The following is a 24591-nucleotide window of genomic DNA, read 5'->3' on the forward strand; positions in this document are numbered from 1 at the left end:
GGCAGTATGGCGACCAAGGCAGAGCTCGAGGCCGAGTTGGAGAAGTTGCGGAAGCGGAATGCGACGTTGGAGGCGCAGGCCGAAAAGGAAGCGGGTTCCGAAGATCCACCTGAAGGCACCAAATCGTCGGATGAAATCCGGCAGCTGCTGGAAGACCACGGAATCGACCTGAGCCAGGTTCAGTCCTTGGGGCATGACGTTGTCGAGGAGTTCGGTCGGTTGCAGAAAGACTATCCGATCACGGCGTTGCTGATTGCGTTTTCGCTGGGGTACGTCGTCGGGCGCGCGCAGGGTTAGGAGGCGGCTTATGAGCAGACTGAGCAAAAATCTGGTTACGATCTATCGGACCGAACGTCTGATTGCACGCCGCCGCCTTGGAGTGGTTCAGCAACAGACCATACTGATGGGCATTGCGGGCATCGCGGCATTGTCGGCGGTGGTGCTTTTGAATGCTTCCTTGTTCTTGGCACTTCAAAGCTCGATGTCACCAGCCTCGGCGGCGGCGCTGTTGGCCTTTGGAAACCTTCTATTCGCAGGGCTTATGGTGCTGATTGCAAGGCGCCGCAATATCGACGACGAAGTCGCCCCGGCCGTCGAGGTGCGCGATATGGCCATAGCGGATATTGAAGACGAATTGGAGGAGATGACCGCAGAGGCCAAAGAGGTCGTGCAGGCGGTCAAGAGCATTGGATCGAACCCTTTGGGATCGGCCGCGACGCTGCTGGTGCCTCTGATCAATGTGTTGATCAAAAGCCGAAGCGACAAATAGAGGCGCAACCCGAAGGTTCATCGACACACCGGAGCGCCCTTGCGGCGGGCTGTGTCAAAATGGAAATGCCCGACGTGATAACGGTCGGCGTCCGGGCCCAGCACGGTTCCGAACACGCCGCAGGCGCCATCGTGCAACTTTCGCAATACAGCGCCTTGCGCGTTGTTCCACCCGTCCCGGACCGTGATCTGTGTTCCGTCCTGTAGAACGAAGGTCGATATGTCGATCGCCTTTCCGCGCGCGTGTTCCGAAATGCGTGAGCGCGGCTGGTTGTTCTGGGTCTTGCAGGCATAGTGGCCAACGATCCGCATCCCCTTCAGCCCGCCGCCCATATCGGCAAAGGCTGGCTTGGCCGTGTTTTCGATCCACGTTTTCAGCGTGACCGCTGTCTGGCAATCCATCAATGAGAATTGGCTGAGTGCGATGTCAGAGATCCTGTAAACCCGAACCGGGTTCGTGATCCCGCATCCGCGGGCCTTTCCCGCGACGGGCTTGCGTGTTTCGCCCAGAATGGTCCAGTCACCACACACGGCGCCCCGTTCCAACATTCGTTCACGACCCACTTCGAATTGCCGGAACTTGCAAGGCCGCAGGGCAGGGCGCCTGGAGACCAGCACCGCAGGTTCGACTGTCACGATCGGGTCAGCATCTTCAGCCGGTTCTTCCCCGATCAGCTCTGGCGCAGTCAGATCGGATGCAAGACGGGCCTCGGCGCAAGCGGGCTCTGCGCTGGCGAATGCTGCGCTTTGACACAAGAACAAGACAGTCAGCAGGGCCTGCTTCATTCTCACTCGTTACTCCGTCGCCTGTGGCTGTGTGTACAGAATGATCAATGGGAAACTGTCTGTAAACTCACCTTTTCAGAGATCGTCATGTGAGCGGTCATGCCTTGGGGATATCGAAGCCGGGCGCGGCCAGTTCGAACCCTTCGAACTGGAAGCCGGGCGAGACGGTGCAACTGACCAGCGTGTAATCACCCGTGCTGCGGGCGGCTTGCCAATGGCCTTCCGGGACGATCAACTGCGGGGCACCCTGCGACAGATCGGGTGTCAGCACATGATCTGTGGCGGGGCCTTCATCCGTCGCGCTCAGTGACAGGATCAGTGGCGCGCCTGCGTGGTACAGCCAGATCTCGGTCGCATCGACGCGGTGCCAGTGGCTGCTTTCGCCTGCCTGCAACAGGAAGTAGATGCAGGTGCCGGTGGGGCGACCTTCGTTTTCAGCGCGCCATGTCTCGGCGTACCAACCCCCTTCAGGATGGCGTTGCAGGTTCAAGCGATCGATAATCTCTTGTGCGGTCATGTGGTCCCTCGTGTTTGGGTGCGATTATGCACGGGCCGGTGTGATCCGCTATGGTATTCATGCGTCCGAGGGATATGTTTACGACATGACCCTGAAAATCCCCTTCGATAACTCTTATGCCCGACTGCCGGATGCGTTCTTTGCGCGGCAGTCACCGATTCCCGTGCGCGCGCCAAGGATGATTGCGTTCAATGATGATCTGGCCAAGCTGCTGCGGATTTCGCCCGGAGACGTTGAGGACATGGCCGAAGCCTTTGCGGGAAACAGTATTCCCGAAGGTGCCGAACCCATAGCACAGCTTTATTCCGGGCATCAGTTCGGGCAGTACAACCCGCAGCTGGGCGATGGGCGTGCGGTGCTGCTGGGCGAGACTGTCGGAACGGACGGGGTGCGCCGGGATATTCAACTGAAAGGCTCGGGTCCCACACCGTTTTCCCGCCGGGGCGATGGCCGGGCCTGGCTGGGGCCGGTGCTGCGGGAATATGTGGTGTCCGAGGCGATGCATGCGCTGGGCATTCCGACCACACGTGCCTTGGCAGCCGTGGAAACGGGCGAGACCGTCTTTCGCGAAGGTCCGATGCCCGGAGCGGTCCTGACCCGGGTTGCATCCAGCCATCTGCGGGTGGGGACCTTTCAGGTTTTTGCAGCGCGTGGGCAGATGGACAGCCTGAAGCGCCTGACGGACTATGCCATCGCGCGGCATTATCCCAATGCAGAAGGGCCGATGGGCCTGTTGCGTTCGGTGCGCGATGCGCAGGCCGGTTTGATTGCACAATGGATGAGCGTGGGGTTCATCCATGGGGTGATGAATACCGACAACTGCTCGATCGCGGGCGAGACAATTGATTACGGCCCATGTGCGTTCATGGATACGTATCACCCCAACACCGTCTACAGCTCGATCGACCGGATGGGTCGTTATGCCTATTCGAACCAGCCCGATATCGCGGTGTGGAACCTCGCGCAGTTGGCAACGTCCTTGATCCAGCAGATGGACGACAAAGAGGCTGCCGTGGAAGAGGCGACCGAGATTGTCCACGCGATGCCGGACTTGCTGCAACAGAATTGGTTGTCCCGGTTCCGGGCGAAGATCGGACTGGCAACCGCGGACGAGGGCGATCAGGAACTGATCACCGACCTTCTGAAGCGTATGGCCGAGGGGCAGGCGGATTTCACCAATACCTTCCGGGCGCTGGGCGGTGGCATGGCGCGGGATCAGTTCCTTGCCCCGGAAGCGTTTGACACTTGGGAAGCGGGTTGGCGCGCACGTTTGGCGCGCGAAGCAGCGCCGCTGGACGTGTTGACCGCCGCAAACCCCGCATTCATTCCGCGCAATCACCGGATCGAACAGATGATCCAGGCGGCAGTGCAGGGCGATTACGCACCGTTCGACCGGTTGAACGCCGTTCTGGCGCGGCCTTACGAAGATCAGGGTGATGCGGAAGACCTGAGGCGTCCTCCGGCCGAAAGCGAGGTGGTCCATGCGACGTTTTGCGGGACGTGACGCGCAGACCGCGTCTATTTTCGCAGGATTTCCAATACCGCGGCGCTGACGATCAGGGTGGCGCCCAGAAACTCCCGCAGGCCAAATGGTTCGCCGGACAGCGCCGCGGCCGAGGCGATGCCGACGACAACCTCGCTCATCAACAGCAGGCCGACCTTTGCGGGGGACAGCTTTGTAGCGGGCCAGATGGTCATGTAGATCATGGGCAGGACATAAAAGGCCGACAGCAATGCATATCCCGCTATGCGGATCGCGTTTTCGCTCGTGACGTTCGGCAGCGCCTGGCCCCCAAGCGCCGACAGGCTGACAAGCGACAGCAACAGCGCACCAAGGACAAAGGCAAAGACCTGACCCGAGATGGTCATGCTGCCAGTCTTGTATAGACCCAGTGTGCCCAATGCCCAGCATATGCCCGACGCCAGCGCCAGCCAGTCGCCCAGGTTTTGCGGCCATGGCACAAACCCGGCGCCTCCAAGCACGACAAACAGTCCGCCAAGCCCGCAGATCAGGCCCGCAAGGCGCATCAGGCTCAGGCGTTCTCCAAGAAACAGGACGCCCAGAAGCGTGCCCCAGATCGGAGTGAGATAGAACAGCAGGATCGAGCGGACGACGTCGGTGTAGACAAGACTGATCGAATACAGGCTGAATGCAGCCCCTGTGAACATACCGCTGAGCATCAGATCACGCCACCGCCGGGCCAGCATGTGCCTGTCGGCCCAGATAAAGGGGATCAACGCAATCAGGGCCGCGCAGTACATGACGATCCCGGACCATGGGCCGGTCAGACCCTGATCGAAGAAAAACCGCACCGGAATCCAGTAAAGGCCCCACAGCGCGCCGCCCATCACCAGTATGATACTGGCCCGGGTGCTGTTGTCGGGTTTACTCAGGCTCATCTTGGCCTCGCTTTCGCTGCGCTTCGATGTCGTCACCGGATCGGGATAGAGGGTTGCGGGGCCGGGGATCAAGCGGAACCTTTGCTTTGACGCGAAGCAGGGTTCATTCGGCGAAACAACAGGCAGATTGCCGGGGGCGGGTGTCGTATTGGAATTGCCGCGGCAGGAAACCGAGCTGAGGGGTTGCGCCTCGCGTCAGGCATGGCACTTTAGGGCCAATTCACTTGGTCATGGCCTCATGCAAACTTCGTCCACGCTGCGTATCGCAAGCTACAACATTCAGAAATGCGTCGGGCTGGATTTCCGGCGTCAGCCGCAACGCATTTTGCAGGTCATCGAAAACACGAAAGCCGATATCGTTGTGTTGCAGGAGGCCGACAAACGCCTGCCGCCCCGCCCGGCGGCATTGCCGCATTTCATGTTGGACGAGGCGGGATGGAAGATCGTCGATCTGGGCGGCGCAGGCAGTCTGGGCTGGCACGGCAACGCGGTGATCTGGCGGGGCGAGGGCATCTCGGTGCGCCGAAAAGGGCATCACGAACTGCCGGGGCTGGAGCCGCGCGGGGCCGTTCGGGTCGAGTTCGACACCCATATCGGACCACTGCGCGTGATGGGTATGCATCTGGGGCTTTTGCCAGCGTCACGGCGGCAGCAGATTTTGCACATTCGGCGGAATGACTGGGAAATGGACCAGATGCCGACAGTTTGGGCCGGTGACTTCAACGAATGGTCACGCCAGCCCGTTCTGGATCACCTGGCGCCCGAAATGCGGTTTCTGCCCGCCAGACCCAGTTTTCCCGCCGCGCAGCCCTTGGGTGCGCTGGATCGGATCGCGCTGGGCAGCGGAATACAGGCCGTGGCGCACGGTGTTCACGACACCCGTCCGGCACATATCGCATCTGATCACCTGCCGGTCTGGGCCGATCTGACGCGCGCTAGATCAGAAGGTCACAAAAGGTGAAATCTCTGTAGCGAAACGCGCGCAGACATATTAAGACAGACATCCGAGCAAGTCTGAGGGGCATCATGTCGGAAACGATTGTTGGGCGTTGTGAAGCCAAGGGGCTGCGCATGACCGGTCAACGAAGGGTCATTGCGCAGGTACTGGAACAGAGCGACGACCACCCGGATGTCGAGGAGCTCTATGCGCGGGCTTCCGCCGTGGACAAAGGCATTTCCATTGCAACGGTCTATCGCACGGTCAAACTGTTCGAAGAGGCAGGCATTCTGGAACGTCTCGAGTTCGGGGACGGACGGGCCCGGTACGAGGACGCCGAGCGCGATCACCACGACCACCTGATCGACATGCAGTCAGGAGAGGTTATCGAATTCGTCGACCCCGAGATCGAAGCCTTGCAGGAAAGAATCGCCGCCAAGCTTGGATACAAGCTCAAGGGGCACCGGTTGGAGCTGTATGGCGTCCCGCTGGAAAAGGACTGACCCATCACGAAACGCGATTGATCCCCTCACTTTAATTCATCAGGCGTGACGGGAATTGTCTTGCCAGATGCCGTTGGTTGAGGTTGTTGTGCGTGTATCGGCACCTGACATGCCCTTTTCCTGTGGACGCGCATATGAACAACGTAAACGGCATCCTGCTGCTCATCGGGTCGATGGCGGCCTTTGCACTTGAGGACATGTTCATCAAGCTCCTGTCCGGCTCTGTGCCGACAGGGCAGATCATGGTGCTTCTGGGCGTGTTCTGCGGGCTCGTGTTTGCCACGATGTCAGTGGTCACGCGCAAACGGATCTTTGATCCCGTTGCATGGAAAACCCTGCCATTGATCCGCGCCGCGACCGAAGGCTTTGGTGCAGTAGCGTTCGTGACGGCGTTGTCGCTGATCGACCTGTCCACCGTGGCGGCCGTGTTTCAGGCCATGCCGCTGGTCGTCACCATGGGGGCGGCCCTGTTTCTTGGAGAGCAGGTTGGCTGGCGCCGCTGGAGCGCGATCGGCGTCGGCTTTGTCGGTGTTCTGATGATCATCCGCCCGGGGATGGAGGGCTTTCGGCCGGAATCCCTGTTTGTGGTGTTGTCCGTGGTCGCAATTGCCGCGCGCGATCTGATCACCCGCAAGCTGGACCCACGCGTGCCCTCATCCGTTGTTGCGATGCAGGCCTATATTGCGGTTGCTGTCGCCGGCCTGGTTCTGATGGTCATGTCCGGGGCATCCTTCGTGCCGGTTCAAGCTGGTCAAACGGGCCCTTATGCGGGGGCGATCGGATTTGGCGTTCTGGGGTATTACGGCATTGTCACTGCGATGAGAGTGGGCGAAGCCTCGGCCCTGATGCCGTTCCGGTACACGCGTCTGGTGTTTTCGATCCTCGCTGGAATGCTGGTGTTCGGTGAACGTCCTGATGTGCTGACACTGGCGGGGGCGACCCTGATCATCGGTTCGGGCCTTTATACCTTTGTCCGCGAACGGCGTCTGGCGCGCGAATTGGCCCCTGCCTGACCCTGTTGGCGCAAACAGCGGACTGTTAGCCCTAAATGTCCCGCAATATGCGTGTTAGCGTTAACGGAACCGGTTTACTTTTGGCCGGTTGCTGCTATGACGCGTGCAACCGACCGCAGTCACAGGAACAGGCTTCATGAGCACCATCATCGACATCCACGCACGCGAAATTCTGGACAGCCGGGGCAACCCGACGGTCGAAGTTGACGTGATTCTGGAAGACGGCACCATGGGCCGCGCGGCCGTGCCCTCGGGCGCGTCCACCGGTGCCTATGAGGCGGTGGAAAAGCGCGATGGCGACAAGGCACGCTATATGGGCAAGGGCGTTCTGGAGGCCGTCGCCGCCGTGAACGGCGAGATTGCCGAAGAACTGGTGGGCTTTGACGCGACCGAGCAGGTGGCCATTGACCAGGCCATGATCGAGCTGGACGGTACCGAGAACAAAGGCCGTCTGGGTGCAAACGCGATTCTGGGTGTCTCGCTGGCCACGGCGAAGGCAGCGGCGGATTTCACCACCCAGCCGCTCTATCGTTATGTGGGCGGCACCTCGGCGCGGGTTCTGCCGGTTCCGATGATGAACATCATCAACGGCGGCGAACATGCCGACAACCCGATCGACATTCAGGAATTCATGATCATGCCGACCGCCGCCGCGAACATTCGCGAAGCGGTGCGCATGGGGTCCGAGGTGTTCCACACGCTGAAAAAGGAACTGTCAGGCGCGGGTTTGGCGACCGGTGTGGGTGACGAGGGCGGTTTCGCCCCCAACATCGCCTCGACCCGTGAAGCATTGGATTTCATTCTGAAATCCATCGAAAAAGCAGGTTACAAGCCGGGTGAGGAAATCCACCTGGCGCTGGATTGCGCGGCAACCGAGTATTACAAAGACGGCAAATACGTTCTTTCGAGTGAGGGCACGAGCCTGACCTCGGACGAGAACGCGGCTTATCTGGCAGCGCTGGTCAATGACTATCCGATCATCTCGATCGAAGACGGCATGTCCGAAGATGACTGGGAGGGTTGGAAAGCGCTGACCGACGCCATCGGTGACAAGGTGCAACTGGTGGGTGATGACCTGTTCGTGACCAACCCTGTGCGTCTGGCCGAAGGGATCGAGCGCGGCTGTGCGAACTCGATGCTGGTCAAGGTGAACCAGATCGGCTCGCTGACGGAAACCCTGCGCGCCGTCGATATGGCGCATCGCGCGCGCTACACCAACGTGATGTCGCACCGTTCGGGCGAGACCGAGGACGCCACAATTGCCGATCTGGCGGTTGCCACTAATTGTGGTCAGATCAAAACCGGCTCGCTTGCGCGATCGGACCGGTTGGCGAAATACAACCAGTTGATCCGGATCGAGGAGTCGCTGGGGGAAGTGGCCGAATACGCCGGCGCGTCGATCCTGAAATAAGCATGGAATGGGGGCCAATGGCCCTCATTTCTTATAGTTCCGGTCTCTGATCCACCAAGCGGTCGTTCCGCTGCCCGTGCCGCAATCCGCGTGACGGATCAATTGGTGCTGTTGACCCTTCGGAACTCTTGGATCCAAGCGTTTCTTGGGCCCTGAACCGGCGTCTTCCGGACGATCGCGGTAAAGGTTGCGGCGGGAAACACGGCTTCAGGTGATATCCACCCTTGATTGAACCTTTCTGGTTCGATCCTTCTCTGGGTTTACGATTGCCGTACCTGCCTGCACTTGAAGTTGAAGGTTTCCGAGAAATCTTCGATCTTTTCGCGAGAAAGACGTGATCCGGATTACGCAATCATTTCAGTGGTCTCTGCTTCGCAGGCGTATTGAATCAGCCTTTTTGTATCTAAAAAGAATGCAAAAATCTCATTATGTGTGAACTTGTTACTAAGTAAAGCACGGCCACGTGATCTAATCTGAATGCATTGCAGAAAGGAGACCACGATGTCTGCATCCAAATTCCTTCTGATAATCGCAGCAACGTCCATCACAGTTCTTTCCGCCTGCGCGGGTCCGGGAACCTACCCAATTACCGGAGACCAGGTCTCGGCGAGTGACCCGGTACAGGACATGAACCCGGCCAATATCTTCCGCGGCGAGTCTCGTTAAAGCAACTTGCTCATCAGCATATATCTGTCGCGTGGTTTGAACCCGGTGCGCAGATAGATTTTCTGAGCGGCCTCGTTGTTTCGGTCGACTTCCAGATGAAGGGCAGTCAGCCCCGCTTCGGACAAAGCTTTGGGAAGTGCCAGCAGAACCTCGGTTGCAATGCCGCGCCCGCGAACAGCGGGTCGGATATAGATTTCATCGACGAAACCGTCCATGCCGCCGAATTCGACGGACCAGCCGAAGGTCAGGATGATGTAGCCCAACGGCGCCCGTCCGGGGCCGATCAGATAGACACAGCCATGGGGAATACCCTCGAGCAGGGGTGTCAGAGCATTTCGGGTCTGGTCCGGGTCTTGCGTCAATCCGGCCTCGGTATGGAAGGCGGTGACCAGCGCCATCAGGCGGTCCAGGTCTTCGGGGCGCGCAAGGCGCAGGGCGGCGCTCATAATCTGGCCAGCCTTTCTGTCAGCAGGTCAAAGAAGCCGTCAGCGTCGATGTCCCCCATGAACAGCGCATTGGGCGCGCGGTCGGTCACGCCCCACCAATCTGCGACGGTCATGCCCATGGTCAGTTCGGACCCGGTTTCAATTTCGACATTCACATGACGGCCTGAAAACAGCTCGGGCCGGATCAGATAGGCGGTCACGCAGGGGTCGTGCAAAGGCGCACCCGCGCTGCCGTATTTTTCCTTGTCAAACCTCTCAAAGAAATCGGTCATCTCGGCCACAGCGAGTCCGACTTTGTTTCCCAGAGCACGGAACGCATCGTTGCGGGGTTTGGTGACCAGCGCCTTATGCGTGACATCCAACGGCATAACCACAATCGGCCTTCCGGATTTGAAAACGATATCAGCTGCTTCCGGGTCGACGTGAATGTTGAACTCTGCTGTTGGAGTGATGTTCCCAACCTCGAAATACGCCCCGCCCATCAGAACGATTTCCTGCACCCGATCAACAATATCAGGGGCTTTGTTGAATGCGGTCGCGATATTCGTCAGAGGCCCCAGCGGACAAAGGGTCACGGTGCCCGGTTCTTCGGCGCGCAGGGTGTCGATGATGAAGTCCACCGCGTGGCCCTCGGCCAAAGGCATCTGCGGATCGGGCAGGTCCGGGCCATCCAGCCCTGTCTTACCATGCACATGCTCGGCCGTGACAAGGGGGCGGTTCAACGGTCTGTCGCAGCCCGCGTAAACGGGTATGTCAGTCCGTCCCGCCAGTTCGCACACGATCCGAGCGTTCTTGGCGGTCAATTCCAGGGGCACGTTGCCTGCGACCGCCGTGATGCCAAGAACCTCGATGTGCTCCGGGCTGGCCAGCGCCAGCAGGATGGCGACGGCATCGTCCTGTCCGGGATCGGTGTCGATGATGATCTTGCGAGGGGGCATGGGCGTCTCCGGTGGTCTTGAAGGTGGGACACTCGCAAGTGTCGGATGGCTTGTCTACCCGTTTCTGGGGGCTGCCATGGCGTCCACCGGCGGGAGTTTGCCGTTGGCGCGGTGCTCTTCGGTTTTGACCTCGTCCCAGAGCGCGTCCATCTCGGCCAGATCGCTTTGCGAGGGGGTCTTTCCCCGCTCGGCCAGCCGGGCTTCGACCTGTTCAAAGCGACGGGTGAACTTGGCATTGGTGCGGCGCAGGGCGGCTTCGGGTTCGATACCCAGGTGGCGGCCCAGATTGACCATCACGAACAGCAGATCACCGAATTCATCCTCAAGCGCATCCGCGTCCATCTTGTCACGCGCCTCTTCCAACTCGGCGGCTTCTTCGGTGATCTTGGCCAGCACGTGGCTTGCATCGGGCCAGTCGAACCCCACGCGTGCGGCCCGTTTTTGCAACTTATGGGCCCGCAGCAGGGCAGGCAGGTTGGCGGCCACCCCGTCCAGCGCGCCTTTCTGTTCCTTGCCCGCACGTTCGGCCGCCTTGATCGTTTCCCAATCCCGGGTCTGCTGATCGGCGGACTTGTCGCGGGATTCGTCGCCAAAAACATGCGGGTGGCGGTTGACCATCTTGTCTGACATGGTGCGCACCACGTCCTGAAAGGTGAAATGCCCAGCCTCTTCAGCCATTTGTGCGTGAAAGACCGACTGGAACAGCAGATCGCCCAGCTCTCCCTTCAGCTCGTCCCAGGCCTCGCGCTCGATCGCGTCGGCGACCTCATAAGCCTCTTCTATCGTATAGGGCGCGATGGTTGCGAAATCCTGTTCGATATCCCACGGGCAACCGGTTCGCGGATCACGCAGGCGGCGCATGATTTCCAGCAGACGCTCGATACCAGCGTCGCTGTCATGGATCAGAGGATTTTCGGCCATTGCGAACCCTTTCATTCCGGTGTCAGATGCATCCATCCCGCAGTCCCGATCAGGAGTCCAGCCCAGATGCCCGTCGTCAACCGAATTGCCGATTTCTCTGCCGATATGACCAGATGGCGTCAGTATCTGCATACGATACCCGAGTTGGAATTCGAGTGCTTTGAGACTGCCGCGTTTGTGGCCGAGCGTCTGCGTGAATTCGGGGTCGATGAATTGCATGAAGGGATCGCAAAGACCGGGATGGTCGCGATCATCAACGGGCAGGGTGACGGGCCGACGATCGGGCTGCGTGCCGATATGGATGCGCTGCCGATTACCGAGGAAACAGGCGTCGGGTATTCATCGAAGAACCCCGGAAAGATGCATGCCTGCGGGCATGACGGGCACACCACAATGCTGCTGGGCGCGGCGCGGTATCTGGCCGAGACGCGAAATTTCAGCGGCCGCGTGGCCCTGATCTTTCAACCGGCCGAAGAAGAGGGCGGCGGCGCGGGCGTGATGGTCGAAGAAGGCATCATGGAGCGGTTCGATATCTCTGAGGTCTATGGCATTCACAACGATCCGGGGAATCCGGAAGGTACGTTCCACACGACGCCGGGGCCGATCATGGCGGCGGTGGATACGTTCGAGATTCATATTCAAGGGGTCGGCGGCCATGGCGCCATGCCACATCAGACCCGCGACCCGGTCATGGCGGCCTGCGGCATTGCGCAGGCAATCCAGACCATTGTCAGCCGCAACCACTATGCGGTGGAAGACCTGGTTGTTTCGGTCACTCAGATCCATGCCGGAACGGTGAACAACGTGATCCCTGATACTGCCTATTTGAACGGAACCGTGCGGACCTTTGATCCCGCTGTACAGAAGATGGTGATGGAGCGGATGGAGCAGATCGTTCAGGGGCAGGCCGCGTCTTACGGTGTCGAGGCACGGCTGGAATATCAGGTGGGATACCCGGCCACGATCAACGATGCTGAAAAGGCAGCCTTTGCCGCCACCGTCGCGCGCGAAGTGTCGGGGCCTGAGCGGGTGGTCGACACAATGGGGCGCGACATGGGGGCCGAGGATTTTTCGTACATGTTGCAGTCGCGACCAGGGGCCTATCTGTTTCTGGGGCAGGGGGATGGTGCGGGGCTGCATCATCCGAAATACAACTTCAATGATGATATCGCGCCGGTGGGGGCATCGTTCTTCGCACGGATCGTGGAAAAGGCGCAGCCCTTGGGCTGATGGGGTAATGAAATGGCACTGGAAGACGCAAAAAACCAGGTGGATGAGGCATTCACCAACCCGGACCTCAAAGGCCTGTCCTATGAAAACACCTTTGGCGGGGCGACCTCGTTTCTGCGGCGTCTCTACACCAAGGATCTGACGGGCGCCGACATCGCCGTGACCGGTGTGCCGTTTGATCAGGCGGTGACCAACCGCCCGGGCACCCGCCTTGGCCCGCGTGCGATCCGCGAGGCCAGCGCCCTGCAGTCGCCCGATGCGCCCTATGGCTGGCCGTTCGATGCGCTCAGCGAGCTGGCGATCATCGATTACGGCGACATGGCCTATGACTATGCCAACATCCCCGCCTTTCCCGACACGCTGACCGACCATATCCGCACCATTCTGGCGGCGGATGTGGCCTCGGTTACGTTGGGGGGCGATCACTATATCAGCTTTCCGATCCTCAAGGCCTATGCCGAGAAATACGGGCCGATGTCGCTGTTGCAGTTCGATGCCCATACCGACACCTGGGCCGATGACGACATGAGCCGGGTTGACCACGGCACCATGTTCTACAAGGCGGTGAAGTCGGGGATCGTGGACCCGAAACGCTCAGTCCAGGTGGGGATCCGCACCACCAACGAGGACACGCTGGGCGTCAACATCATCGACGCGCGCGAGGTCTACGAATCCGGCCCCGCTGCCGTTGCCCAGAAGATCAAGGGCATTCTGGGCGACAGCCCGGTCTATCTGAGTTTCGACATCGACGGTCTGGACCCGGCCTTTGCCCCCGGCACCGGCACGCCGGTTTGGGGTGGTTTGAGTTCCATTCAGGCGCAGATCATCCTGCGCGACATCGCCGGGATCAACATCAAGGGCGGCGACGTGGTCGAGGTGTCTCCGCCGTTCGATACATCCGGCGCCACGGCGATTGCGGGTGCCCATGTGGCAACGCAGATTGTCTGCCTGTTGGGTTGGAACAAGCTGGCAAAAACATAACCGTTTGGATGCGTATTAACCATTGGTTAGCCATACTTCCGGTATGTGCTGGGTAAAGAAAGTTGAAGGGATGGGGATAAAACGCGCATGACTGAATTCAATCAACCGGTCAGCGGCAATGATCTGGCGCGGTTCTCGGGGCCGAATACGTTTATGCGCCTGCCGCAGGCGGCCTCGCTGGCGGGGCTGGATGTGGCGGTTCTGGGAATTCCGATGGATATCGGCACCTCGTGGCGGTCGGGCACCCGGTTCGGACCAAAACAGATCCGCAGCGAAAGCGCGATGATAAGGCCCTACAACATGGCCACCTCGGCGGCTCCGTTCGACAGCTTGCAAATCGCCGACATCGGGGATCTGGCGATCAACACCTTCTCGCTGGCAGACAGCCTGAGGATCATCAGGGAAAGCTATGATGCAATCCTGGCAAAGAACGTGACCCCGGTGGCGATGGGGGGCGATCATTCGATCACCCTCCCGATCCTGCGGGCCATTGCGGCAAAACAAGGGCCGGTGGCCCTGGTGCATGTGGATGCCCATGCGGATGTGAATGACGAGATGTTCGGCGAGAAAGAGACCCACGGAACCGTCTTCCGCCGCGCCTATGAAGAGGGGCTGATCGTCCCCGACAAGACCTTTCAGATCGGCATTCGCGGATCGGGCTATGCGGCTTCGGACTTCACCGAGGCCAGGGATTGGGGCTTCCGCCAGTTCCCGGCCTGGGAGTTGTGGCAGCAGAACCTGACGCAGATCGGCTCTCAGATCCGCAAGATCATCGGGGATCATCCGGTTTACGTCACCTATGACATCGACAGCCTGGATCCGGCCTTTGCACCGGGCACGGGGACGCCAGAGATTGCCGGGCTGACCACGCCGCAGGCGCTGCAACTGATCCACGCGTTGCAGGGCGTGAATATGGTGGGGTGTGACCTGGTCGAGGTTTCACCTCCGTATGACCCATCCGGCAACACGGCCCTGACGGCAGCCAACCTGATCTATGAAATGCTGTGCATCCTACCGGGTGTGACGTCACGGTAAACCGGCCCGGAACGGCTTGCCCCGGCGCCTGATCCGCTTACGATTTCTGCGAAAGGGTAACGCGGGATGAGAAATATGTTTCTGTGGGCAGTGATCGCGCTGGTGCTCGGGCTGGGCGCATATATCCGGCTGGCCCCGTCTGCTCCGGCCCAATGGCATATCGCGCCTGTGGCCGCGGATGATCAGGACTTGCCAGATGGCGTTCTGCGCGTTGTCGAAACCGGCCCGGACGGGTTGCAACGCCTTGACCAGATCGCCCGCGCCACGCCGCGTACCTCGGTACTGGCGGGTTCAGTCGATGAGGGGATGATCACCTATGTCACCCGCACGAAATGGTTCGGCTTTCCCGACTATACCACTGTTCAGCAGAACGGCGACACGCTGCGCATCCATGGCCGCCTGCGATATGGCCGCAAGGATTTCGGGGTAAACAAGGCGCGTGTAGATGGGTGGTTGGAGCAGATGTAACCGTTCTGCCGGCGCTCAGGACGCCTCATCCTGGTCAAAGTGGTCAACAGGATCGCTCTGCAACCCGGACGACAAACACCCTTCCTGCACCTCGCGCCACATGGGCACGTTCAGGGACATCTGACATTGCGCCGTGAACATTCGGCCGTCGACTTGCAGGCAGATCATCTCACCCAATTCGATGCGGGACCCGGACGTGTCGGTGCAATAGCAATCGCGGGTCTTGCCGTCGGGGCCGATGTAATCGGCGAAAACCGGCGTGGACGTCAGCAAAAGGGCAAGCAAAATCCGTTTCATGACAGCAAGCTTAGCATGACGTGGCCCTTGACCAAAGCCCCCGGATGATAGACACCGCCGGGATGATCCCCGAAGAACGACTTGAACAGATCACCCAGCGTTTCCAATACCTCGAAGCAGCCATGGCGGATGGCGCATCGGGCGGTGATATTGCGGCGTTGGCCAAGGAATATTCCGACCTCAAACCCGTGGTCGATCAGATCATGGCCTGGCGCCAGCTGGTGGCAGATCTGGCTGAGGCCGAGGCGATGCTGGCCGACCCGGATATGAAGGAGTTGGCCGAAGAGGAAATTCCGGACCTGCAATCACGCATCCCCGAAGCGGAACACGCGCTGCAACTGGCGCTGCTGCCAAAGGATGCGGCGGATGCGCGGCCGGCGATGCTGGAAATTCGCCCCGGTACCGGCGGGGACGAGGCCGCTTTGTTCGCGGGCGATCTGTTGCGTATGTATCAACGCTATGCCGAGGCCCACGGGTGGCAGTTCGAGATCATCGAAGAACAGGCTTCTGATCTGGGCGGGATCAAAGAGGTGGTGGCCCATATCAAGGGCGACAACGTCTTTGCCCGGCTGAAATACGAATCCGGCGTGCACCGCGTGCAGCGCGTGCCCGAAACCGAAAGCGGCGGGCGGATTCATACCTCGGCGGCGACCGTGGCGGTTTTGCCCGAGGCCGAGGATGTCGACATCCAGATAGACGCCAATGACATCCGTATCGACACGATGCGCAGTTCCGGCGCAGGCGGGCAGCACGTGAACACCACCGACTCGGCGGTGCGGATCACGCATATTCCGACGGGCTTGGTGGTAACAAGCTCCGAGAAGTCCCAGCATCGCAACCGCGAGATCGCCATGCAGGTGCTGAAAACGCGGCTTTATGACCTCGAGCGTCAGCGGATCGACAGCGAACGATCTGCCGACCGGGCCAGCCAGGTGGGATCGGGGGATCGTTCGGAACGCATTCGCACTTACAATTTCCCACAGGGGCGGATGACGGATCACCGGATCAACCTGACGCTTTATAAACTGGATCAGGTGATGCAGGGGGATCTGGACGAAGTGATTGACGCCCTGACGGCGGATGATCAGGCCCGGTTGCTGGCCGAGATGGCGCAATGACGGGGGTGCAGACGGCTGCGCAGGCCATGGTGGCCGCAACCGCGCGCTTGAGGGCCGCGGGCGTGGATGACCCGGCGCGGGATGCGCGCCTGTTGTTGGCCCATGCCGCACGGATAGAAGCCAGCCGGGTGACACTGATTGCCCCGGAAGAATTGCAGCCCGAAATCGCGGAACGCTATGACCAGTTGGTTTCCCTGCGCGCCATTCGGGTGCCGGTGTCTCATCTGCTGGGCGAACGCGAGTTCTATGGGCGCAGGTTTCGCGTCAGTTCGGATGTTCTGGATCCGCGCCCCGAGACGGAAACCCTGATCGAGGCCGCACTGAGCGAACCCTTTGACCATGTTTTGGACCTCGGCGTCGGGTCGGGCTGCATTCTGGTTACACTGCTTGCGGAACGCACCAGCGCTTCGGGCCTTGGGGCCGACCTGAGCGAAGCCGCCTGTCTTCAGGCCAGCGCCAATGCTGTGCTCCACCAAGTACAGGGGCGGGTAGAGATCGTGCAGTCAAACTGGTTTGAAAACATTGAAGGTCAGTTTGACCTGATTGTTTCCAATCCGCCGTATATTTCCGTAACCGAAATGGAGAATCTTTCGCCCGAAGTGCGGGAGCATGAGCCGCGCATGGCGCTGACCGATGAAGGGGACGGGCTGGGCGCGTACCGGCAGATCGCGGCCTCGGCCCCGGATTTCATGCTGCCGGGCGGGCGAATACTTGTGGAAATCGGCCCGACACAGGCAAATCTGGTGTCTGCCTTGTTTGATGCGGCGGGATTGGCGGATATTTGCGTAATCCCCGATCTGGACGGGCGTGACCGCGTTGTCGGCGCAAGGATGCCGGGTTGATACTGTTGTCTGAGGCCAAAAAACGCTGCCCCGAGTAAAAAAGCGTGTGAAAATTCGAGATTCCTCTTGTCTGCACGGTCAGGACATGTTTACTCAGGATTAGTCGGCGAGGTTGACGCTGTTGCAGCGCACCCCTGACGCCAAGCCCAAAAAGTCGACGTCCCGTCACAGCAAACGCCTCAGAGCAGTGCAAAAAGCGGGTTGAGCGACAGCGCATTGATAAGGCTGACGTAAAGTAAGATGAGATCTTCCAAATCCCGCTCGCGGGCCAAGAACAACCGCAATCGTCCTTCCGGCGGTAACGTCGTAAACCGGGTTTTTGACAGCTCGGGTCCTGAAGGCAAAGTGCGTGGCACGCCACAGCAGATCATTGATAAGTATAATCAGCTGGCGCGTGACGCTCAGTTGGCAAACGACCGCGTCGCTGCGGAAAACTTCCAGCAGCATGCAGAGCATTATCTGCGCATGCTGAGTGAGGCGCAGCGCGAGATTGAAGCGCGCCGCGAAGAGCAGGAGCGCCAGAACCGCGAACGCCAGGCCGAGCGTGATCGTGAGCGCGCCGAGCGCCAGGAACGCGAAGCGGCCCGACAGGCCGATCCCGCCGAAGCGCCACAGCCGGACGTGATGGATTTCGCCGCACCGGATGCTGCTCCGGAAAGCGGGCTGGTCGAGACACCGGAAAGCAAGGGCGCCGAAGCTCCTGCGCCGGAAAAGAAGGAAAAGCCTGCGCGCAAACCACGGGCGCGCAAGCCCAAACCGGCGCCCGCGGCCGAAGACGCACCCAAAACGGATGGTGACGCACCGGAAGCGGCTGAATAAAGCCGGCATCAGAAATTGCAAAGCCCCGAGGTCAAGCCTCGGGGCTTTTTTTGTGATCAGGGGTTCTGGACTTCGCGCGCCAGAGCACAGAACGCTTCAAGCGGAACCTGCTCGGCCCGTTCAGTGGGCTGGATACCTGCGGCCCGCAAGCGATCCTCGATATCAGGGGCGATGCCTTTCAGAGACGCTCGCAGCATTTTGCGGCGTTGATTGAAGGCAGAGGCCACCACACGCGACAGGGTCGCGGCGTCAGCAGGATAGCGCGGTTCGGGCAGAGCGGTCAGGTGGACCACCGCGCTGGAGACTTTGGGCGGCGGGGTGAAGGCGCCGGGGGGCAGGGACATGGCGATGCGCGCCTCGGCCCGCCATTGGGCAAGGATGGCGAGGCGGCCATACGCCTTGCTGCCCGGCTGGGCCACGATGCGTTCGGCCACTTCGCGTTGGAACATCAGCGTCAGGCTCTGCCAGAAAGGGGGCCATTCCGGGGGCGTCAGCCAGCGCACCAGCAGTTCGGTGCCGACGTTGTATGGAAGGTTGGCCGCGATGCGGATTGGCGGGGTCAGATGTTCGAGCGGGTTGATCTCGAGCGCGTCATCGTTGATGACCTCCAGCCTTCCGGGATAGGCGGCGGCGATATCGTTCAGGGCGGCGATGCAACGGGTATCTTTTTCGACCGCCACGACCTTGCGCGCGCCTTCGGACAGAAGCCCTCGGGTGAGGCCGCCAGGACCGGGGCCGATTTCCAATACGTCGCAGTTTGCAAGATCGCCGGCCTGACGGGCGATTTTGGCGGTCAGGTTGAGGTCCAGCAGGAAGTTCTGACCCAAGGATTTGCGCGCCGAGAGCTGATGTGTGGCGATGACCTCGCGCAGAGGGGGAAGATTGTCGATTGCACTCATGATCCGATTACCGTGACGCAGGCCGCAGGGGCAGCGCCAGAAATTTTTTGCCTCCGGCGGGGATATTTTCAGCCAGGTGAAGGATCAAGAGCCTTGTGCCATGCGTTGGGCAAGCTTCAGAGCTTCGATCAGGCTGGTTGGATTGGCGATGCCTTTCCCGGCGATGTCCAGTGCGGTGCCGTGATCTGGCGACGTGCGGATGAAGGGCAGGCCAAGGGTGACGTTCACGCCCCGGTCGAAATCCAGTGTCTTGATCGGGATCAGGGCCTGATCATGATACATTGCGATTGCCGCGTCATAGCGGGCACGTGCAGCAGCATGAAACAGTGTATCCGCAGGGTGCGGGCCCGTCAGGGTCGCATCTTTCAGTTTCAGATCGGCCAGCATTGGGGCGATCCAGTCAAGCTCTTCGCGGCCCATTTTGCCGCCTTCTCCGGCATGGGGGTTCAGGCCGGCTATGGCGATGCGGGGGTGCTGTATGCCAAACTGGTCGCGCAGGCCGCGCGCGGTGATTTCGATCGTCTCGCGCAGCAGGTCGGGCGTCAGCGCGGCGGGAACCTGTGACAGGGGAATGTGGATTGTTGCCGGGACAACGCGCAACTGGTCGCTGGCCAGCATCATGACAACCCGGCGGGTGCCCGACAGCGCAGCCAGAAACTCGGTGTGGCCGGGATAGGTAAACCCGGCGCCGTCTATCAGCGCCTTTTTGTGAATGGGTGCGGTGCACAGAGCGGCCGCTGCCCCGGCTTTCACCATGTCGACGCCGGTTTCGATGGCATCGATCACCGATGGGGCATTGGCTGGGTCCGGCTGGCCGGGCATGTTTGCGGCAGGGAAGTTCAGGTGCAGCACGGGCAAGGCCTGATCACAGACTGCAACAGCATCCGAAGGGGTTTCGATTATCGCAACGGGGGTGCCAGCAGGCAGGTGGCTGGCATCGCCGATAAAGAAAAACGGGCAGGTTTGGCGCAGCTCGGCCCACGCTTTGGCCGCGATTTCAGGGCCGATCCCGGCCGGTTCACCGCAGCTGAGCGCAATCGGGCGAGTCATTCCTGAACAATGGTGGCGTCAGCCCGCAGCTGCTCTACCAGGCTGGCCGCAAAGGCCTGTAGCCGCTGTTGCGCCAGTGCATTCGCTACATCCGCCCGCGAGGTGTTTTCGCCCAGATCGCGGGTGCGGTTGCACAGCATCAAGAACACCAGCGTCTGTCCGTTGTTGCGGGTCAGGTTTGTTGACACCTCGTTGCGATCCAGCTTTGCCAGCTCTACGGCGATGTCACGCGGTACTTCAGACGGGCTGGCTTCGATACGGTCCAGAACTTCGACGGGTTGATCCTTGGCGATGCCATACAAGTCATCGCAGGTGTCGATCTCTTCCCGCAGGGTGGCAGCCCGCGACAGGGTGTTGGCGCTGCGGCCGCCCGGCAGGTAATAGGCCGCATAGTCAAGTTTGGAGATAGGCGGCGCAGCGGTCGCCACCTCGCGCAGCCCGCGCAGCTGAAACAGGGCAACGGCGTTTGGCAGGCTGATGGGATCGGTGATTTCACCGTTCTGGAGCCCAAGAATAACCGGTTGCAATGCAGGAGGCAGGTTGGAGATATTCAGCCAGTCCAGTCGCCCGCCTTCGTTGCGGGTTGCCGCTCCGGAATATTGCGCCGCTGCGGCTGAAAACGCTTCGATAGTTTCAAGTCGCGAGATTTCTTCCGCAAGCAATTCGGTCTGTGCCACGGTTTGCGGGTTCACCGGGATGATGATCTCGGACAGCAAGACCTGAAGGCCGCCGCCACCGGTCTGTCCCAGTGCGCGATCAATCTCGTCTTCGGTCGGGCGGGCCTGTGACAGGTAGCGCGAGCTTATGTAATCGCGCCAGGCCAGCTGATCCGCAACATAATCACGGACAGTTTCCGGGTCGACGCCCGCCTCACCCAAAAGTTGCAGGAACTGTTCGGTGGACAATTGCCCGCGCGAGGCGAACTCGTCGATACCCAGTTGAACAGCTTCCGGTGCTGCTTCGACGCCTGCTTCGCGCATGGCCTGTTTGCGCAGTTTTTCTTCGATCAGGGCTTCCCTAACGTCAGCTTCACTGCCGCCGGGCAGACCCAGAACATTCAGGAATTGCAGGCGTTGTTCCAGCTCGTACCAGGTGACGATGTCCTGATTTACGCGGATCGCTGGCGAGAACAAACTCTGGGCGCTGACCTGCGGCGCTGAAAAAGCGAGGAAAACGGCGGCCAGCGCCGGCGCGACCGGTTTGTGCCAACCGGAACGAAGAAACCTGGAGAAACCTGATATCAACTGCATTTTCTCTTGTATGTGTTACCACCGCCTTCAAGGGCGTATCCTGTCAGCGATAGGGTAAAGCCGAATTCTGTCGAAGGCTCAATAGTGGATGTTGAAGTAAAGCGTCTGCTTACGGACATGTTAACCTGAACACATTCATTCTGGTAGGTTACGCCAAGACCCAGCCGGATTGGTTCTGATTGGTTCAGATCATAGCGTGCCTCGGCATTCGTAAGCCAGTTCTGGTCGACCTGATAGCGGCCCAGAAGCCAGATTTCCGAGATTTCATCCGCAATGTTTTCCGCCGGATCCGGTTCCTGCCAGATATAGCTTCCGGACAGGCCGGCAAATTCCGAGGCCCAGGCCCCGCGCAACTCAGCTTTGACGAAGCTGAAATCGCTGTCGATCAGACCACGCCCGCCAAGCGACCAACCGTTGGCCGTGGTGACTTGTCCCGCCACCAGCAAGTCGGACGTGGTGCCCTGCAAGCCGGATGTCAGGGTGAAATTCGGGTCGGCATCCGCCCGAAACACCTGACCCACTGTCACCAGCGCCTGCTGTCCGCCTGTACCATAACGTGCCCAGTTCAAGCCGATGACCCCGGTGGCACCGTCTTCGCGCTGATCTTCGGCAGGGAATCGGGACAGGGCCAGCAGATTGCCCTGATCGAATTCCTGAAACGTGCTTTCATCATCTGGCACATTGGTGTCCGAGACATGGGTCCATCCGATCTGCGCGATCGGTTCCAGAAGCTGAACGGCGCCGGTCTTTTCGCGACGGGTCATCGGATAGCGAAGCGTCAATGCCGCGCGCGGGGTCGAGCGGGTCACATTGCTGGGAAAGTTGCTGTCATGACGGATGTTGAACGTATCCACCGATGCGCCCAGCGTCGCGTCGGCACGCAGGCCCGATGCAAACGTCCAGCTTCGAAGCCATTCGGCGTCAAAAGTGGCCCGTGCCAGGTCGCGGCCGACGATATCAGCGTCGCTGGTGCGCTCATGAGCGTGGCCGACAAAGGCCAGCCGCACCTCGCCACCAAGTGCGCTGGGAAAGAACCGCTTTTCATAGTTCAGATCGAAGACGCGGGATGGGATTTCGTCCTGATTTTCACTGTCACGCAGAGTTTTGTAATGAATCAGGCTTGTTTTGAACGCGGTGTCGCGTTTGATCCGTTCCAGCGCGACTTCACTGCGCAAACGGTCCAGGTCCGGCAGCCCATAGTCGGCCAGATAGGCGTCGTCCGAGGTGGTTTGCAGATCGAATGTCAGCCGGAAATCGTTCTTCAGGTTGAACCAACCGCCGGCGAACAGATAGCCGCGATCCTGGTCGGGCTGGACGTCATCACGGGTATAGGCGCCTTCAAGCTGAATGCGCCCATTCACGAACGCCTGACGATACCGATATCCCAGCGTTGTGGTCTTGGCCGACAGATACGGCGTCAAGGTCAGATCCTTGTGGTCCCCCAGCTTGAAGAAATAGGGAACCTGGACCCCCGTTCCCAGTTGCGAGGTGCTGCGGATCGACGGCACCAGAAAGCCGGTCGCGCGATCCAAAGTCGGGTCCGGCAAGCGCAGATAGGGGAAATAGAATACCGGATAATCAAGCACCCGAAGCTGCGCGCCTTCGAAGTACAATTGCCGTTCCAACTGGTCATGAGTGACCTTGCGGGCGCGGATCTGCCAGAGCGGTGGCTTACCATTGGTGCAGACATGGCAGGAAGTGGCCGAGACCTTGCTGAATTGCGTATAGCGGCCCGCGGCCCGTTTCGCCTGAACCGAGGCAATCTGGATTTGCTGATCGAAAACCATCCGAGCACCGATCAGCAGGCCGTTCTGGATGCCGCTGTCCAGCTGGCCGGAATCGGCTAGAAGGGTCGACTGGCCCCCCTGATCAATACGAATGGGGCCCTCCAGTGTCAGCTCGCCCGTTTCCCGGTCATAGGTGATGCGTTGGGCCGACAGCTTGGTATCGCCCTGAAAGGCTTCGACATGGCCTTCGGCCACCAGTTTCCTGTCGGGTGTGATAAAGACCTTGTCGGCAACCAAAAGGGCGGGTTCGGCCTGTGACTGCGCCGCTTGCGGGTCAGGCTCAGCCGACGTGGTTTGCGCCGCCAGAACCGTCGGTGCCGACAACGCGATCGCGCTGGTCAGCAGCAAGGAAATCATGCTCCGCATCAGCCGTCCTCCGCGTGTAGAAGCAGGCCGAGGGACAGCAGGATGGCGGCGAAGGGTGGCGCCCAGGCCGCGATATAGGTGGGCAATTGTCCGTTTTCCCCGAGGATTTGCGCAAAATTGCGGACGAAGTAGATGGCAAAGCCAAGCAGAACGGCAGTCAGCACGGCAATTCCGGTGCCGCCGAACCGAACGTGGCGCATGGTGAAAGCGGCCCCGATCAGGACCATCGAGACCAGAAAGAAGGGCCGGGCCAGTTGCACCTGCAACCACACTTCATACTGCTTGGTTGAAAACCCGGCTTCGCGCAGGTCTTTGATCAGTTGCGGCAGATCATAAACAGATACCGAATCCTGTTGCCCCAGCGTGTCCAGAATCCGCTGCCGGGTCAGCGAGGTCGGCAACTCCAGCCGTTCATGCTCCACCGAACTGGTTTCGGGGTTCTGCCCATCCCGCAAATTCCAGATCTTGGCCTGCGACAGGACCCAGTTTCCGTCCTCCAGCACGGCCCTGTCGGCGACGATCTGCTGGGTGGGTTTGCCGTCGCGCGCAAAGGTGATGATGGTTACGTCGTCCAGGCCAAGCGTATCCCCGTTCGAGGTGCCCCGGGCGTGGATGACGGCCTGACCGTTTTCCGCGGATTGACGTAGCCAAAGGCCTTCGCTGCTGATCGAAAGCGCTGAACTGCCGTTGTTGCGATAGGAATCAGACAGGCGTTGGAATTCCTGGGACGTGGCCGCGGCGATGGGGTTCAGCAATGCCACTGCAAGCGCGCCGATGATCAGGGCCAGCGCCGCCGGCGCAACCAGCGCGCGGATACCCGAGCGACCCGTGGCGCGGGTCACCACGAGTTCAGACGTCCGTGCCAGCCCGACGAACAGGGCAATGGTGGACAGAATGACCAGCAGAGGCAGCATTTCACTGATGGCGGCCGGCGTGTTCAGAAGCGTCAGGTGCAGCAATTGGCCGAAGGACAGGTCGACTTCGTCAAATCGGCGGATCTGTTCGATAAGATCGATGAGAATCATCAAGGTCAGAAAAATACCTCCGATGACCAGAAAGCTCTGCACAAAGCGGCGGGCGAAATAGCGGTCGAGGATCACAAGAGTGCCCCCGCCAAGCCTTTTGCGCCGGAAAACGGGCCGA

At 60.2% G+C, this 24591-nt stretch carries 27 protein-coding genes; 15 read left to right on the plus strand and 12 right to left on the minus strand.

The annotated features are described in order from the left end of the window. The first annotated feature begins 6 nt into the window (after positions 1 to 6). Positions 7 to 297 carry a hypothetical protein gene (locus AC2FFD_RS04540; protein ID WP_170344026.1) on the plus strand — a complete coding sequence of 97 codons (291 nt, stop codon included), beginning with the start codon at positions 7 to 9 and terminating at the stop codon, positions 295 to 297. Positions 298 to 307: 10 nt separating this feature from the next. Beyond that, complete coding sequence (locus AC2FFD_RS04545; protein ID WP_480684121.1) at positions 308 to 769, plus strand: hypothetical protein; 462 nt, start codon at positions 308 to 310, stop codon at positions 767 to 769. Positions 770 to 786: 17 nt separating this feature from the next. Here AC2FFD_RS04545 and AC2FFD_RS04550 read toward each other — a convergent pair whose 3' ends face one another. Continuing rightward, positions 787 to 1554, minus strand: a complete 768-nt coding sequence (locus AC2FFD_RS04550; protein ID WP_496872135.1) for an extensin-like domain-containing protein — start codon at positions 1552 to 1554, stop codon at positions 787 to 789. Between the two features lie 97 nt (positions 1555 to 1651). Further along, complete coding sequence (locus AC2FFD_RS04555; protein WP_480684123.1) at positions 1652 to 2071, minus strand: cupin domain-containing protein; 420 nt, start codon at positions 2069 to 2071, stop codon at positions 1652 to 1654. Between the two features lie 85 nt (positions 2072 to 2156). Between AC2FFD_RS04555 and AC2FFD_RS04560 the strand changes: the two genes are divergently transcribed. Continuing rightward, a complete protein-coding gene (locus AC2FFD_RS04560; RefSeq protein WP_496872251.1) occupies positions 2157 to 3575 on the plus strand; it encodes a protein adenylyltransferase SelO in 1419 nt (472 codons plus the stop codon). A 14-nt stretch (positions 3576 to 3589) separates the two neighbouring features. Here AC2FFD_RS04560 and AC2FFD_RS04565 read toward each other — a convergent pair whose 3' ends face one another. Continuing rightward, positions 3590 to 4543: a DMT family transporter gene (locus tag AC2FFD_RS04565; RefSeq protein WP_496872137.1), complete on the minus strand. Its 954-nt coding sequence runs from the start codon at positions 4541 to 4543 to the stop codon at positions 3590 to 3592. A gap of 166 nt (positions 4544 to 4709) precedes the next feature. Here AC2FFD_RS04565 and AC2FFD_RS04570 point away from each other — a divergent pair, with 166 nt between their 5' ends. The 5 genes from AC2FFD_RS04570 (at position 4710) to AC2FFD_RS04590 (ending at position 9001) form a co-directional block, all read left to right on the plus strand. After that, positions 4710 to 5432 (plus strand): endonuclease/exonuclease/phosphatase family protein, encoded by a 723-nt coding sequence (locus AC2FFD_RS04570; protein WP_496872138.1) that lies wholly within the window; start codon positions 4710 to 4712, stop codon positions 5430 to 5432. A gap of 65 nt (positions 5433 to 5497) precedes the next feature. After that, complete coding sequence (locus tag AC2FFD_RS04575; RefSeq protein ID WP_170344032.1) at positions 5498 to 5911, plus strand: Fur family transcriptional regulator; 414 nt, start codon at positions 5498 to 5500, stop codon at positions 5909 to 5911. A 134-nt stretch (positions 5912 to 6045) separates the two neighbouring features. Next, positions 6046 to 6924, plus strand: coding sequence for a DMT family transporter (locus tag AC2FFD_RS04580; protein ID WP_496872139.1), 879 nt, complete (start codon positions 6046 to 6048; stop codon positions 6922 to 6924). 136 nt (positions 6925 to 7060) lie between these two features. After that, positions 7061 to 8335 (plus strand): phosphopyruvate hydratase, encoded by a 1275-nt coding sequence (gene eno / locus AC2FFD_RS04585; protein ID WP_496872141.1) that lies wholly within the window; start codon positions 7061 to 7063, stop codon positions 8333 to 8335. Positions 8336 to 8836: 501 nt separating this feature from the next. Beyond that, complete coding sequence (locus AC2FFD_RS04590) at positions 8837 to 9001, plus strand: hypothetical protein (protein WP_496872143.1); 165 nt, start codon at positions 8837 to 8839, stop codon at positions 8999 to 9001. Here AC2FFD_RS04590 and AC2FFD_RS04595 read toward each other — a convergent pair. From AC2FFD_RS04595 to mazG, 3 genes are read right to left on the minus strand one after another with little or no spacing between them, the layout of a single operon-like run. Beyond that, a complete protein-coding gene (locus AC2FFD_RS04595) occupies positions 8998 to 9447 on the minus strand; it encodes a GNAT family N-acetyltransferase (RefSeq protein WP_170344036.1) in 450 nt (149 codons plus the stop codon). The genes AC2FFD_RS04590 and AC2FFD_RS04595 overlap by 4 nt on opposite strands. Further along, on the minus strand, positions 9444 to 10385 hold the full coding sequence (locus AC2FFD_RS04600; protein ID WP_496872144.1) for a nucleoside hydrolase: 942 nt from the start codon (positions 10383 to 10385) through the stop codon (positions 9444 to 9446). The genes AC2FFD_RS04595 and AC2FFD_RS04600 overlap by 4 nt, the downstream gene beginning before the upstream one ends. A gap of 54 nt (positions 10386 to 10439) precedes the next feature. Continuing rightward, a complete protein-coding gene (mazG, locus tag AC2FFD_RS04605; RefSeq protein WP_496872252.1) occupies positions 10440 to 11306 on the minus strand; it encodes a nucleoside triphosphate pyrophosphohydrolase in 867 nt (288 codons plus the stop codon). 66 nt (positions 11307 to 11372) lie between these two features. Here mazG and AC2FFD_RS04610 point away from each other — a divergent pair, with 66 nt between their 5' ends. The 4 genes from AC2FFD_RS04610 (at position 11373) to AC2FFD_RS04625 (ending at position 15020) form a co-directional block, all read left to right on the plus strand. Beyond that, positions 11373 to 12536: a M20 aminoacylase family protein gene (locus tag AC2FFD_RS04610; protein WP_496872146.1), complete on the plus strand. Its 1164-nt coding sequence runs from the start codon at positions 11373 to 11375 to the stop codon at positions 12534 to 12536. Positions 12537 to 12548: 12 nt separating this feature from the next. Next, positions 12549 to 13517 (plus strand): agmatinase, encoded by a 969-nt coding sequence (gene speB / locus AC2FFD_RS04615; RefSeq protein ID WP_152458210.1) that lies wholly within the window; start codon positions 12549 to 12551, stop codon positions 13515 to 13517. 87 nt (positions 13518 to 13604) lie between these two features. Beyond that, positions 13605 to 14552 (plus strand): agmatinase, encoded by a 948-nt coding sequence (gene speB, locus AC2FFD_RS04620; RefSeq protein WP_496872148.1) that lies wholly within the window; start codon positions 13605 to 13607, stop codon positions 14550 to 14552. Between the two features lie 75 nt (positions 14553 to 14627). Next, positions 14628 to 15020, plus strand: a complete 393-nt coding sequence (locus AC2FFD_RS04625; RefSeq protein ID WP_496872149.1) for a DUF1499 domain-containing protein — start codon at positions 14628 to 14630, stop codon at positions 15018 to 15020. A gap of 15 nt (positions 15021 to 15035) precedes the next feature. Here AC2FFD_RS04625 and AC2FFD_RS04630 read toward each other — a convergent pair whose 3' ends face one another. Continuing rightward, positions 15036 to 15317 carry a hypothetical protein gene (locus AC2FFD_RS04630; RefSeq protein ID WP_170344041.1) on the minus strand — a complete coding sequence of 94 codons (282 nt, stop codon included), beginning with the start codon at positions 15315 to 15317 and terminating at the stop codon, positions 15036 to 15038. Between the two features lie 62 nt (positions 15318 to 15379). Here AC2FFD_RS04630 and prfA point away from each other — a divergent pair, with 62 nt between their 5' ends. From prfA to AC2FFD_RS04645, 3 genes are all read left to right on the plus strand, one after another. Then, positions 15380 to 16435: a peptide chain release factor 1 gene (gene prfA, locus AC2FFD_RS04635; RefSeq protein WP_171232029.1), complete on the plus strand. Its 1056-nt coding sequence runs from the start codon at positions 15380 to 15382 to the stop codon at positions 16433 to 16435. Next, the gene (gene prmC, locus AC2FFD_RS04640; protein ID WP_425078392.1) at positions 16432 to 17277 is read left to right on the plus strand and encodes a peptide chain release factor N(5)-glutamine methyltransferase; all 846 of its coding nucleotides are present in this window, start codon (positions 16432 to 16434) and stop codon (positions 17275 to 17277) included. Before prfA ends, prmC begins: the two co-directional genes overlap by 4 nt. Before the next feature lie 240 nt (positions 17278 to 17517). Next, complete coding sequence (locus tag AC2FFD_RS04645) at positions 17518 to 18096, plus strand: DUF4167 domain-containing protein (protein ID WP_171167801.1); 579 nt, start codon at positions 17518 to 17520, stop codon at positions 18094 to 18096. 56 nt (positions 18097 to 18152) lie between these two features. On the opposite strand, the gene rsmA is transcribed toward AC2FFD_RS04645, so the two are convergent. The 5 genes from rsmA to lptG all read right to left on the minus strand — a co-directional run bounded on the left by rsmA (position 18153) and on the right by lptG (position 24548). After that, positions 18153 to 18995 (minus strand): 16S rRNA (adenine(1518)-N(6)/adenine(1519)-N(6))-dimethyltransferase RsmA, encoded by an 843-nt coding sequence (rsmA, locus tag AC2FFD_RS04650; protein ID WP_496872152.1) that lies wholly within the window; start codon positions 18993 to 18995, stop codon positions 18153 to 18155. Between the two features lie 84 nt (positions 18996 to 19079). Continuing rightward, on the minus strand, positions 19080 to 20045 hold the full coding sequence (gene pdxA, locus AC2FFD_RS04655; RefSeq protein ID WP_170344045.1) for a 4-hydroxythreonine-4-phosphate dehydrogenase PdxA: 966 nt from the start codon (positions 20043 to 20045) through the stop codon (positions 19080 to 19082). Next, positions 20042 to 21295 carry a peptidylprolyl isomerase gene (locus AC2FFD_RS04660; protein WP_496872155.1) on the minus strand — a complete coding sequence of 418 codons (1254 nt, stop codon included), beginning with the start codon at positions 21293 to 21295 and terminating at the stop codon, positions 20042 to 20044. The genes pdxA and AC2FFD_RS04660 overlap by 4 nt, the downstream gene beginning before the upstream one ends. Beyond that, complete coding sequence (locus tag AC2FFD_RS04665; protein ID WP_496872157.1) at positions 21286 to 23448, minus strand: LPS-assembly protein LptD; 2163 nt, start codon at positions 23446 to 23448, stop codon at positions 21286 to 21288. Before AC2FFD_RS04665 ends, AC2FFD_RS04660 begins: the two co-directional genes overlap by 10 nt. Further along, complete coding sequence (lptG, locus tag AC2FFD_RS04670) at positions 23448 to 24548, minus strand: LPS export ABC transporter permease LptG (RefSeq protein WP_170344728.1); 1101 nt, start codon at positions 24546 to 24548, stop codon at positions 23448 to 23450. The genes AC2FFD_RS04665 and lptG overlap by 1 nt, the downstream gene beginning before the upstream one ends. Positions 24549 to 24591 lie beyond the last annotated feature (43 nt).

Source organism: Ruegeria sp. YTSC002 (assembly GCF_059609845.1).

Coding starts and splice junctions, on each gene's coding strand:
- AC2FFD_RS04540 (WP_170344026.1), top strand. CDS start 7: ATGGCGACCAAGGCAGAGCTCGAGGCCGAGTTGGAGAAGTTGCGGAAG.
- AC2FFD_RS04545 (WP_480684121.1), top strand. CDS start 308: ATGAGCAGACTGAGCAAAAATCTGGTTACGATCTATCGGACCGAACGT.
- AC2FFD_RS04550 (WP_496872135.1), bottom strand. CDS start 1,554: ATGAAGCAGGCCCTGCTGACTGTCTTGTTCTTGTGTCAAAGCGCAGCA.
- AC2FFD_RS04555 (WP_480684123.1), bottom strand. CDS start 2,071: ATGACCGCACAAGAGATTATCGATCGCTTGAACCTGCAACGCCATCCT.
- AC2FFD_RS04560 (WP_496872251.1), top strand. CDS start 2,157: ATGACCCTGAAAATCCCCTTCGATAACTCTTATGCCCGACTGCCGGAT.
- AC2FFD_RS04570 (WP_496872138.1), top strand. CDS start 4,710: ATGCAAACTTCGTCCACGCTGCGTATCGCAAGCTACAACATTCAGAAA.
- AC2FFD_RS04575 (WP_170344032.1), top strand. CDS start 5,498: ATGTCGGAAACGATTGTTGGGCGTTGTGAAGCCAAGGGGCTGCGCATG.
- AC2FFD_RS04580 (WP_496872139.1), top strand. CDS start 6,046: ATGAACAACGTAAACGGCATCCTGCTGCTCATCGGGTCGATGGCGGCC.
- eno (WP_496872141.1), top strand. CDS start 7,061: ATGAGCACCATCATCGACATCCACGCACGCGAAATTCTGGACAGCCGG.
- AC2FFD_RS04590 (WP_496872143.1), top strand. CDS start 8,837: ATGTCTGCATCCAAATTCCTTCTGATAATCGCAGCAACGTCCATCACA.
- AC2FFD_RS04595 (WP_170344036.1), bottom strand. CDS start 9,447: ATGAGCGCCGCCCTGCGCCTTGCGCGCCCCGAAGACCTGGACCGCCTG.
- AC2FFD_RS04600 (WP_496872144.1), bottom strand. CDS start 10,385: ATGCCCCCTCGCAAGATCATCATCGACACCGATCCCGGACAGGACGAT.
- mazG (WP_496872252.1), bottom strand. CDS start 11,306: ATGGCCGAAAATCCTCTGATCCATGACAGCGACGCTGGTATCGAGCGT.
- AC2FFD_RS04610 (WP_496872146.1), top strand. CDS start 11,373: ATGCCCGTCGTCAACCGAATTGCCGATTTCTCTGCCGATATGACCAGA.
- speB (WP_152458210.1), top strand. CDS start 12,549: ATGGCACTGGAAGACGCAAAAAACCAGGTGGATGAGGCATTCACCAAC.
- speB (WP_496872148.1), top strand. CDS start 13,605: ATGACTGAATTCAATCAACCGGTCAGCGGCAATGATCTGGCGCGGTTC.
- AC2FFD_RS04625 (WP_496872149.1), top strand. CDS start 14,628: ATGTTTCTGTGGGCAGTGATCGCGCTGGTGCTCGGGCTGGGCGCATAT.
- AC2FFD_RS04630 (WP_170344041.1), bottom strand. CDS start 15,317: ATGAAACGGATTTTGCTTGCCCTTTTGCTGACGTCCACGCCGGTTTTC.
- prfA (WP_171232029.1), top strand. CDS start 15,380: ATGATCCCCGAAGAACGACTTGAACAGATCACCCAGCGTTTCCAATAC.
- prmC (WP_425078392.1), top strand. CDS start 16,432: ATGACGGGGGTGCAGACGGCTGCGCAGGCCATGGTGGCCGCAACCGCG.
- AC2FFD_RS04645 (WP_171167801.1), top strand. CDS start 17,518: ATGAGATCTTCCAAATCCCGCTCGCGGGCCAAGAACAACCGCAATCGT.
- rsmA (WP_496872152.1), bottom strand. CDS start 18,995: ATGAGTGCAATCGACAATCTTCCCCCTCTGCGCGAGGTCATCGCCACA.
- pdxA (WP_170344045.1), bottom strand. CDS start 20,045: ATGACTCGCCCGATTGCGCTCAGCTGCGGTGAACCGGCCGGGATCGGC.
- AC2FFD_RS04660 (WP_496872155.1), bottom strand. CDS start 21,295: ATGCAGTTGATATCAGGTTTCTCCAGGTTTCTTCGTTCCGGTTGGCAC.
- AC2FFD_RS04665 (WP_496872157.1), bottom strand. CDS start 23,448: ATGCGGAGCATGATTTCCTTGCTGCTGACCAGCGCGATCGCGTTGTCG.